Source organism: Pseudomonas rosaeacicularis (genome assembly GCF_057128745.1).
This window is the reverse complement of sequence record NZ_JBSKHT010000016.1, coordinates 193,524-203,088: the sequence shown is the minus strand read 5'-3', so window position 1 is coordinate 203,088 and position 9,565 is coordinate 193,524. Positions and strand designations below refer to the sequence as shown.

Annotated in this window: 4 protein-coding genes; 1 reads left to right on the top strand and 3 read right to left on the bottom strand. The window is 58.4% G+C overall.

Annotated elements, in window-relative coordinates; genetic code table 11:
* The 3 genes from ACWKWM_RS21340 to ACWKWM_RS21330 form a co-directional block, all read right to left on the bottom strand.
* On the bottom strand, positions 1 to 791 hold a 791-nt coding region (locus tag ACWKWM_RS21340; protein WP_483848039.1), incomplete at its 3' end, for a type III PLP-dependent enzyme domain-containing protein.
* Positions 792 to 1,881: 1,090 nt separating this feature from the next.
* Entirely contained in the window at positions 1,882 to 4,905 is a 3,024-nt protein-coding gene (locus ACWKWM_RS21335) for a type III effector HrpK domain-containing protein (RefSeq protein ID WP_483848038.1), read from the bottom strand.
* 180 nt (positions 4,906 to 5,085) lie between these two features.
* Entirely contained in the window at positions 5,086 to 8,508 is a 3,423-nt protein-coding gene (locus ACWKWM_RS21330; RefSeq protein ID WP_483848037.1) for a hypothetical protein, read from the bottom strand.
* A gap of 807 nt (positions 8,509 to 9,315) precedes the next feature.
* On the opposite strand from ACWKWM_RS21330, the gene ACWKWM_RS21325 reads away from it, so the two are divergent.
* On the top strand, positions 9,316 to 9,480 hold the full coding sequence (locus ACWKWM_RS21325) for a hypothetical protein (protein ID WP_268800027.1): 165 nt from the start codon (positions 9,316 to 9,318) through the stop codon (positions 9,478 to 9,480).
* Positions 9,481 to 9,565: the final 85 nt, after the last annotated feature.

The window sequence follows — 9,565 nt, the reverse complement described above, 5'->3', positions numbered from 1 at the left end:
TCGATGGAGCTGTCGACCACGGCCAGGTGCTTGCCGTTGTACAGCGTGTCGAGCACGGTGACTTCCAGCGAGGCGCTCTGGGTGATCGCTGCTTCGCCGGGCTCCAGATACACCTGCACGCCGTATTTCTGCGAAAAGGCTTTCAAGCGCGCGCAAAACGCGTCCAGCGGATAGTCGTCACCGGTGAAGTGAATGCCGCCACCGAGGCTGACCCACTCGACCTTGTGCAGCAGATGGCCAAAGCGCTTTTCGATGGTCCCCAGCATCTGGTCGAACAGGGCAAAGTCGCCGTTCTCGCAGTTGTTGTGGAACATGAAGCCGGAAATATCACCCAGCACCTGCTCGATCTTTTCCGGGTCCCACTCGCCCAGACGGCTGAACGGACGCGCCGGATCGGCCAGCAGATAATCCGAACTGCTGACCTGCGGATTGACCCGCAAGCCGCGCACGGTGCCGGCGCAGGCTTCGGAATAGCGCTGCAACTGGCCGATGGAGTTGAAAATGATCTTGTCGCAGTTGGCGAGCATGTCCTCGATTTCGTCGTCGGCCCAGGCCACGCTGTAGGCGTGGGTTTCACCGACGAACTTTTCGCGACCCAGCTTCAGCTCATAAAGCGACGAGGACGTGGTGCCGTCCATGTACTGCTGCATCAGGTCGAACACCGACCAGGTGGCAAAACACTTGAGCGCCAGCAGGGCTTTTGCACCGGAGTGCTCGCGCATGTAGGCGATCTTTTCCATGTTGCGCAAAAGCTTTTGCTTGTCGATGAGGTAGTACGGCGTTTTGATCATGTCGAGGCCTCCAGCAATGCCCGCCGAAAAAGGAGGCGGATTGTGCCTTCACTTGATAGGGATCGAAAGGGCGAGGGGGGTGTTTTCGTGAATTTATCGACGTGCGTAGCCCAAGACGATCCGCTTCTGCCCGAAGGGCGTAGGAGCGTTGCTTGCACGCGATCTGCTGCGCAGCGGCAGTAAAACGTGTGTATTCAGTTTGGGCAGACAGACCTCGGTCGCATGGTTTGATGACTGCTGCGCAGCCAATCGTCGGCAAGCCAGACTCCTACGGCCTTCGGCCAGAATCGAAAATCTGAACGCATTACTGCCTTCGGCCAGAATCGAAAACCTAAACACATCGCGGCCTGCTTCTGCCGAAGGCGTAGGAGCGTTGCTTGCACGCGATCTGCTGCGCAGCGGCAGTAAAACCTGTGTATTCGGTTTGGGCAGACAGACCTCGGTCGCAAGGTTTGATGACTGCTGCGCAGCCAATCGTCGGCAAGCCAGACTCCTACGGCCTTCGGCCAGAATCGAAAACCTGAACACATCGCGGCGGCGTTCGGCATCAAAAACCAAAACGCACCACGGCCTGTGGTCAGCATCAAAAACCAAAACACACCACGGCCTGCTTCTGCCGAAGGCGTAGGAGAGTTGCTTGCACGCGATCTGCTGCGCAGCGGCAGTAAAACCTGAGTATTCGGTTTGGGCAGACAGACCCCGGTCGCGTGGTTTGATGACTGCTGCGCAACCAATCGTCGGCAAGCCAGACTCCTACGGCCTTCGGCCAGAATCAAAATCCAAAACACATCACGGCCGCATTCGGCATCAAAAACCAAAACGCACCACGGCCTTCGGCCAGAATCGAAAACCTAAACACATCGCGGCCTGCTGCGGCCAGAATCAAAAGCGACCCTTCAATGAATCATCACATGATGGGGTATGAAACCGGTGGGAGCGGACCTGTCCGCGAAGACTGAGCGTCAGGCACCAGAAGTGCGTCGGCAGTAATGCCCCCTTCGCGGACAGGTCCGCTCCCACGGGTTTTGTACTTGATCTCAGGGGCGTGATCCGCCCCCGTTGCACTGCCTCTGTCAGGCCGCGACTCCGATCAGGAGGCGATCGTCGAGTCTTCACCGCCCGGCCAGTCCTTGGTCGGGATGTCGCTGATGGTGCCGTCCTTGACGCCGTCGATGCCATAGCGCTCGATGGAGCCGCCGAGCACTTGGGCGAAGTCGTCGACCTTGGCCTGCTGCTGACCTTCTTTCACCAGGCCCGGAATGATCGCGCCGAGCACAGCCACGCCCGCGCCCAATACGCCGAGAACGCCCGCAGCACCGGCCATGAACGGAATGAAGCGCGGCAGATTTGCACCTACCAGCCCCAGACTGCCCTCGACGGTGGAGGCGGCGCCGGCCAGTACGCCCAATGAACCGGCCGTTATCCCGAACCCGCCGGTCAGCTTGTCGCCGCGACGAATCGCCTGTACACCGTCGAAAATACCGTAGGCGCCTGCAGCAATGCCCGCGAGGCCGCCAATACCTTTGGCAGCGTCTTCGAATTTGGTGGCAATGATCTTCGCGTTCTTATCGTCCTTGACGTTGTCCTTGACCTGATCAAGCAAGTCGCCGGGCAACTTGCCGGTCCTCATATCGTCGAGCGTTTGTTCGCTGGTTTTGATGGCGTCGTCCAGATACTCCTTGTAAGCCTTGGTGCCGCCTTCGGTGAGGACGGTGGCGGTCTGGATCGAGCCGGTGGTGATGTCAACGATGTTGCGGTCAGTCAGATTGCCGCCGCTTTGTGCGCCGCGCGCAATGGTCACCCCGGCCAGGAAAATCCCGCTTACGGCGTGCAGCGTGCCACTGCTGTACGCAGCCTTGCCGTCGCTATAAGAGCCGATGCCATTGGGATCGAACGCGTCGAGTTTGGCCATGGCGTCCAGGGTTTTGATGCCCTGACGGAACGCATCCCAGTTGCCGCGCACACCGGCCAGGATCTGATCGGTGGTGGCCATGGTGCCGTCGGCGTTCATCAACAGTTCGGGCGATTCCTGACGCACTTGCTCGATCTGTTTGCGCACCTTGTCTTCATCAAGTTCTGCGCCACCGTCCTTGCCGTAAGCGGCCTTCAGGTCGTCGAAGGTGGCGCCTTTGAAAGCGTTCTCCTGAACGATGCTGGAGAAGTTGTCGTTGAGCTGCTTGTCCAGCGCCCCGGTGAACTCAGGGTCCAGCGTCGCGTTGTAGAGCGCCACTTCCATGCTGTACGCACCAGCGGCGGCCTCTGGCGTTTCGGTCTTGAGCAACTCGCGCAGACGTTCGCCCGAAGCCAGCGAGTCCTTGTAGTAGGTCTTGAATTCTTCACTGTGGGAGGACTTGCCCACCGCGCTCTGAATCTCGGCGGCGTTGTCGATGCCGAGCAGGGTTTGCAGGGTTTGCGCCGTGGCGTAGAAATTGGTCAGCGCTTCTGGCTGGTTTGTCTTGCCGTCCTTGGTGGCTGCATCCCACGCCTGTTCCAGCGCTTTGCCCGACTTGATCTGGTCCTCGTAGGTTTTGCTGACGGCGTCCTTGAGGCCCGGGCTGGACTCGAACAGCGCCTTGGTCGCGTCATCGCCGCTGCTCTTGAGGAAGTCCGCCGTGGGCTTGTCGTTCTGCAGGATGGCGATGTGATCGGTGATGTCTTTCAAGACCTTTTCCGGCTCCCAGACGGCGCCGGAACCGTTGGCAATCGCCACTTTGCCGTAGTCGTCGCCCCACATCCCGGCAGTGGCTCCGTCGACCACCAGTTTCTGCGCGTTTTGCAGATCCAGCAGGACAGCAGCTTTTTGCTCGGCGGTGTAGTTTTCAGGGTGCTCGAACACATCCGCACCCAGTTTGCTGGTGTCGACGTTGGAGGTCACGTTGCCCGAGATCACGCTCGACAACAGCCCGGTAAGGGCCGTGGCATCGGCGGGCGCCGTATTCTTCAGCCAGCTCTGGATGTCGCTTTGGTTTACCTTGCCGTCGGCGTTGTTGGCCAGCGGGTTACTGGCCGTGTCGAGCATCTTGAACGCGCCCGGTTGCGACCAGAACTCCAGGCCTTCTTTTTCAACGCCACTGAGCTGCGGGGTGGCGCTGATGTAGTCCTTGATGTTCTGTTCTGTCAGCGCGCCGTCGGCGCCGGTCTTGCCACGGATCGCATCGTAATGCTGCTCGAGTACCGCTGCGTACTGCGCTATCTCTTTAGAACCTGCATCCGCATCGGGCTTGGCCTTGAGGAAATCCTTGTAGCTGGCGATGTCTTCGCTGGCCTGCGCCTTGGGCAAGGAATCAAAGCCGTATTTGCCGAAGTCCTGTAAGCGGCCCGCCTCGGTGCCGTGCTTGGCTTCACCGCTTTTGGTGAAACCGTCGACGCTGGTATTCGCCACATCGTTACCGCTGAGCGCCTTGCCTTCTGCGTCATAACCCACGATACGATCAAGTACCTGACTGGCGCGAAAGGCGGCGTCCGGATCATTCTCGAAATCCCCGACTTGCTCTTTGAGCATGTCTTTGACGCCACTCTGGTTCCCCAGATTCTTGAGCAGGGGATTGGCGTCGATAATGTCCTGCGCCGATCGCTCGTCACCACTCGGCCGCTCCCACGCGATACCCACTGCCTGAGCCTTGTCGCGCAACAGCGGGTCGTCGCCCACTGCTTCAATGTGCTTGAGTTCGCCCTGCAGATTGTCGAAACCGTATTTGCCGAAATCCTGCAGACGACCCGCTTCGGTGCCGTGCCGGGCTTCGCTGTGACTGGTAAAGCCGTCCACCTTGCCGTTATTTACATACTTGCCCGCGACGCGGTTGCCGCTTTCGTCCAGTTGCTCGATGTGTTCGAGCACCTGCGTCGCGCGGTACGCCGCATCAGGGTCGGTCTCGAAATTGCCGACGCGATCCCTGAGCATGTCTTTCACATCACTCTGGTTGCCGAGATTCTTGAGCAGCGGGCTGTCGTCGATGATCTGTTGCGCCGAGCGATCATCGCCCTCGGGGCGTTGCCATTCGATCCCTGCCTCTTTGGCTTTGGCGCGCTCGACTGAGTCGCCCCAAAGGCCTTGCGCGGTGTTGCTGACGGCATCAGCGAGCAGCTTGGGCAGGTCGGTGATCGTGAGAGACATGGCAGGGCTCCTTGGATGAAAAAGTGTGCTCCAAGTTAAACCGCCATGTGTGAACAGCGCATGACACGCCTACGCAATAATTCCCATTTAAATCAATCAGATAGCTATCCATGATAACGGCAAAAGCCCCTGGCGAAACCAGCCGCCAAGGGGTGTAAAACTGCGCTCAAAAGGTTGCGGCTAGCGTTTATCTTCTCCGTATTCAACGTGCAGTTCGTCATCCAGTCGATTGCTGGAAGAGCCGTCTTTCTGCGGGGTTTCGTTGAAGTGTTCCCATTCGGCGCTCTGGAAACGGAACAGGCTGTCGTCCGCAGGGGCTTCGCGCTCTTTGTATTCATGGATCGAGTAGTGCAGGTACTCGACCTTGTTGGCCCAGTTGTCTTGCAACAGCCCGTCGGCGGCGAGATCACGATACCAGTCGTTTTCCTTCTCGCTGGCCTTCTGTTTTTTGTTGTGATCGACGAAGAAGCCGATGATCCCGCCGATGACCGCCAGCACCACGCCCACCAGAAAGAAAGGACCGGTCAACGCCGCTGCCGAGCCGGCCCCAATCAACGCGGCGCCACCCAGCACTCCGGCCGACGCGCCGAATGCGCCGGCGGCGATCTGCAATCCACCGGCGGCCTTGGCCAGCGGGTCGCCGGTTTCGATGCCGCTCTTGATGGTGAAAGCGCCCAGCACGATGTCGGCAAATCCGCCCACCACGTCGGTCGCAGGCCCCAGCACCTTGATCACAGAGCCTGCGATCTTGCCGGCTTTGCCTGCGCCGAGCTTGGCGGCGCCTGCGCCAGTGACCGCGTCGTCCAGCCGTGCTGTGATGCCGCCTTGCACTTTGGCGGCATCGGCGAACGTCCCTTTGCCGTCGCCCAGGATGTCCGAGATATCGGGGGTGATGTCCAGCGCACTGCTGATCTTGTTTTTCATCGCTTCGGACAGCTTGGGATCGCGCACTTCAACCAGTGGCGATTGAACGCCTTCCTTGCCCCAGATCTCGGGCAGGGTTTTATCCAGGCCGAGGAAATCGACCATGCCGCCTTTGCCGACCAAGTCTGCAACGGCGTCACCGAGCTTGATGAAGTGGCTGCCCGCACCGGCAAAGCTGAGGAAGTCCTTGGCGATGGCCAAGCGTTGCAGCGGCGTTTCGGCGAGCTTGCCGCCATTGCCGGCCAGCTGGTAAATCCCTGAGAACAGCGAAACCCCGGCGCCCATCGAGCCGAGAATGCCCTTGGTGTTCAGGGCGCTGAACACTTCACCCAGCTTGCCGCGCTCGGCGATTGGTACGTAGGGCTTGGAAAGGGCGGTCTTGATGTCGGCTTCGGAAATGCTGCCGTTGGTTTTGTAGACCTCACCCAGCTCTTGCATGGCCTTGCTGACTGCCGAGGATTTCTCCTTGCCCTGCATGCCTTCTTCGAGGAATTTTTCGATGGTTTCCTGCGTACGGCGAGGCAGGTCGAGCAGCTCGCCCTTGAGCACGCTTTTGAGCAGGCCGAACATGTCCTTGGTGGCAAGCTCAGTGTTTTCCTCGGAGATCTTGCTCGGGTCGCTGATCAGGTCGTTGAGGTCGCTGGTCAGGCCGTCGGCCTGGATGTTTTGCGCAGCTTTGGTCGCGGCATCCGGGTCGAACAGCGACAATGAGGTAAGGGTGTCGCTCAAGTCCTGTTGCGCCTCATGGGCCTTGCCTTGTTTCTGCAGGTCCTTGAGGTAGGTGACGTAATCCGGGTTGTTGGTCAGGTCCAGCAGCTTCTGTTTGATCTCGTCCTTGTTCGGAATGTGACCGATGGCGCTGTCCATCTGCGCCTTGTAATCGGCGGTGACAGTGGGGTCGGAAAACAGGGTGCTGATCTGCTCCTGCAAGGCGCCGCCATCGATGATGTCGTGCATGTCTGCCGACGACAGTTCGGTCTGCTTGTCATCGAATACGCGCCAGGTGCCGCCGAATGCGCCCTGGTCTTCTTCGTACCCGGTCAGCCCGCGACCGTTCTGGTACGCCGCCTGGGCCTCCAGTGCGCGGACAAGCTTGGCGCGATTGTCGTCCTTGGGAATCGAGCCGTCCTTGACGCCCTTGCGGTAGCTGTCGAGCAGCTCTTTGGTGGCCAGTTCGCTGACCGTCAGTTCCGGGGATTTGTCGTCATCGGGGTCGGCCTTCACGCCAGTGTTCAGGTTGAGCACATCCAGCTCATCCTTGGGCGGCAAGTTAGAACCGCTACGGGTGTTGTCGACCTCGGTCTTGGTCCAGGCTTCCCACTTGGCGACGACGTCGTCGTAGAGCTGCGGGCTCAACTCCTTGGAGACGATGACCTTGCCTTCGCTGGTCTCGTAGCGAATCAGGCCGTTACCCAGCTCGTCGGGGGAGCCGAAGGTGATGTCGGTGTTCTTGAGAAAGTCATTGGGGCCGGCGAGCTTGTAGCCCTCGGCCTCCGAGGTGTGGATCTGGCTCCAGGTTTCATTGGCGGTGCTGGCGCTTTTGAACAACTCAGGCGTCAGGTCTTTGGAGACCACCACTTTGCTGCCGTCCTGTTTTTCATAGGTCAGGGTTTCGCCTTCCTGGCCGACGGTCCAGGCGAAGTTCTTGTAGTCGTTGAGTTCGGGGATCGGTGTGCTTTGGTCGGCCAATGTCGCGCCACCGGAGACGGCGGTATTGATGTCAGCGGACTTGGCCGGATCGTCTATAACTTCGCGCAGTGAGGTGAGGTAATCGAACAGCTTCGGGTTGTCGTCACGGGCGACGATGACTTTCTCAGTGCCGTTGTCGTAACGAATCAGGTCCGGGCCGACCTCGTCTTTCGCCCCGACCGTGGTCCCTGTAGCAGGCGGCCACACCTCGTTGTCGGTGGCGCGACGATAACCGCCAGCTTCACTTTCACGCATGCCGACCAGGCCTGCGTAAGCATCGTTAACCGCCTTGAACAACTCAGGGTTATCGCGCTGGGAAACCACATATTTGTTCCCATCCTGGGTGACATAGCGGACGACGCCAGGGCCGACTTCTTCGGCAGGACCGATGATCTGGTATTCGCCGAATTTGGGTGGTTCCTGATCGGCGCCGACTCGCTGATAGCCGGCCGCTTCACTGGCGTTGATGCCGGACAAGGCCTTGAAGTCCGCTGAGACTTGCTTGAACAGCTCGGGATTGTCCTGCTCGGCCAGGATCACTTTCTTACCGTCCTGGGTCACGTAGCGGATCAAGCCCGGACCCTTTTCATCGGGCGGGCCGATGAACTGGTACTCGCCCAGTGTCTCGGGAGTGGCGGCATCCTTGGCCGCCAATTCGTAACCCTCGGCAACGCTTTCCTTGATGGCCTGGAGGGCAGGGCGGTCATCGACCACTTGCTTGTACATCTTCGGATTCGAGGATTTGCTGACCAGTACCTGTTCGCCACTTTGAGTCACGTACCGCACCGTGTCGGCGGCCACTGTTCCCGGCTCTTCGATGGAGCTGTAATCCTTCAGTTCCGGCGCCTTTTCATCAGGATTGGCAGGGCGGTATTGATCGGCATTTTTCACGCTGCTCTTCAGAACACTGGTGAACAGTGTCTTTGGCGCAACCGCACCGCGGGTCAAAGGTTTTGGATCAGGCGTGCTGCTCAAAGGACGGGTCGACATGGGATTGAACTCCTGTTTTAACCGTTCGACCGAGTGCGCGGAGGCGGGCCGAAGAATCTCAAGTGATGACCCCGGAGGGGCTGGATACAGGTATTTCCTTAATACAGCTGCAACGGAAAATTCTGGTAATGCTCCACACTGTGATGGGCCAATGAATACAGCTGGATTATTGTTTTTCATTGATCATTTCATTTGTGCGGTCGCAGGTGAGAAGTGTGACGCGATACGCACATTAGTTCCACGAAGCGGCCAGGAAGTAAGTGGAGTCCAGGGGTTTGAAACCCGCGTTATTGCCACTTCAGGTTGAGTGCTAACCACTTCTCAGGAACAAACTGCGCGACGGGTCAGGCTGGAACATTACCAGAGTGTTACGGCGACTGGCGTGTTCAGAGGCCGTTTTCACAACGTTTCACAACCTGCAGGCCTTTGAGTTAGAGGGTTCCAAGCCAGATGACGGATTAGGGAGGTTGTCGATCATCTGATCGTTGGAATTATGTCGGCACCGGACAGCTAATAAAAATAAAGTTCAAATTGCATAAAAATAAAGATGAATAAGTTGTTTTGGTGCAGCGTTTACGGATGGAGGCGAAATGATGTCGCGGTGATTCGGGCAGCGAGTGGTTACTTGTCTTTCTGTATTTCACAAGTTTTCACAGCGCCGATTAGTTGGCTCTGCGTACTATTGTTTCGTGCTTAACGTAGGCCGAAATTAGTTTGTAATAAACCGAGCTTACTGTGATGCATGAAGTATGAGTGCGCCGCTTCGCGGCTGAAGACATCCCCCATCCCCAAGTAAGGAGATTCAAAATGGCTGAAGTCCCTCCAGCAAGCTCAGGCGGCGGCGCAGATGCAGCGATCGCTAAAATGGAAGCCACATTCAACATGGCTATCGAGAAGTCGGCAAAGATCACCGAACTGACCACAGCCAAAAAGGCTGAGCTCGACGCGACCAAGCAACGTCCGCAGAACTGACGTCGTTGTGCGGGCAGTCGCAAGACTGCTCGCATATCTGGCCTTTCACGCCGCACCTTTCACCTGAAACCCTTCGGCGTCTAAC

Coding starts and splice junctions, on each gene's coding strand:
- ACWKWM_RS21335 (WP_483848038.1), bottom strand. CDS start 4,905: ATGTCTCTCACGATCACCGACCTGCCCAAGCTGCTCGCTGATGCCGTC.
- ACWKWM_RS21330 (WP_483848037.1), bottom strand. CDS start 8,508: ATGTCGACCCGTCCTTTGAGCAGCACGCCTGATCCAAAACCTTTGACC.
- ACWKWM_RS21325 (WP_268800027.1), top strand. CDS start 9,316: ATGGCTGAAGTCCCTCCAGCAAGCTCAGGCGGCGGCGCAGATGCAGCG.